At 66.7% G+C, this 684-nt stretch carries 1 protein-coding gene and 2 pseudogenes; all 3 read left to right on the top strand.

Annotation, left to right across the window (positions count from 1 at the left end; all coding sequences use genetic code 11):
* Positions 1-144, top strand: a pseudogene (locus MOV75_RS40765) (AtzE family amidohydrolase); the annotation flags it as partial.
* Between the two features lies 1 nt (position 145).
* Positions 146-541 (top strand): oxalurate catabolism protein HpxZ, encoded by a 396-nt coding sequence (gene hpxZ, locus MOV75_RS40760; RefSeq protein WP_246932471.1) that lies wholly within the window; start codon positions 146-148, stop codon positions 539-541.
* Positions 538-684: pseudogene (locus MOV75_RS42830) on the top strand (GntR family transcriptional regulator); the annotation flags it as partial. The gene hpxZ and the pseudogene MOV75_RS42830, both read left to right, overlap by 4 nt.

The following is a 684-nucleotide window of genomic DNA, read 5'->3' as shown; positions in this document are numbered from 1 at the left end:
GTCGCGGTGCCGGTGCCGCTTGAGCCGCTGCCGATCGGCGTGCAGATCGTCGCCGCGCCCTGGCGCGAGGACATTGCGCTCCGCGTCGCCTACGCCTTGGAAAAGATAGGCGTCGCCGCTGCGCCTGCTCCCAGAGGACTCTGAAATGGAGATCGATCTCCCCGAGGTGATCGCGGAAGTCAAAGCCGCGTTCGATCGTTATGAGCAGGCCCTCGTCAGCAACGACGTCGCCGTGCTCGGTGAGCTCTTCCGCAACGATCCCCGTACGCTGCGCTACGGCATCGGCGAGAACCTTTATGGCTATGAGGCGATAAGCGGCTTCCGCGCCGGCCGCTCGCCGGTCGGCCTGAACCGCCGCACTGCAAAGACGGTTATCACCAGCTTTGGCCGCGACACGGCCGTTGCCTCCACCCTGTTCTATCGCGACACGGCGCCCGGCAAGGTCGGCCGGCAGATGCAGACCTGGATTCGCTTCTCCGAGGGCTGGCGCGTCGTCGCTGCCCATGTCAGCATCATCGACGAGCCGAAAGAGACCGCATGAGGCTGGACGAGTTTCCGCAAGGGACGCTGCCGACTGAGCCGGTGGTGCCGCGCGTCGATCGTCCCTCGGCATCCGTGCAGAAGGTCACGCGGGCGGAAGAGCTGCGCCTCCAGCTCGCGGACGAGATCGTGCGCGGCGCCCTG

Source organism: Bradyrhizobium sp. PRIMUS42, assembly GCF_023006515.1.
Classification (GTDB): Bacteria; Pseudomonadota; Alphaproteobacteria; order Rhizobiales; family Xanthobacteraceae; genus Bradyrhizobium.
Note: the sequence above shows the minus strand (reverse complement) of the source record. Positions and strands in the feature narration are given on the sequence as shown.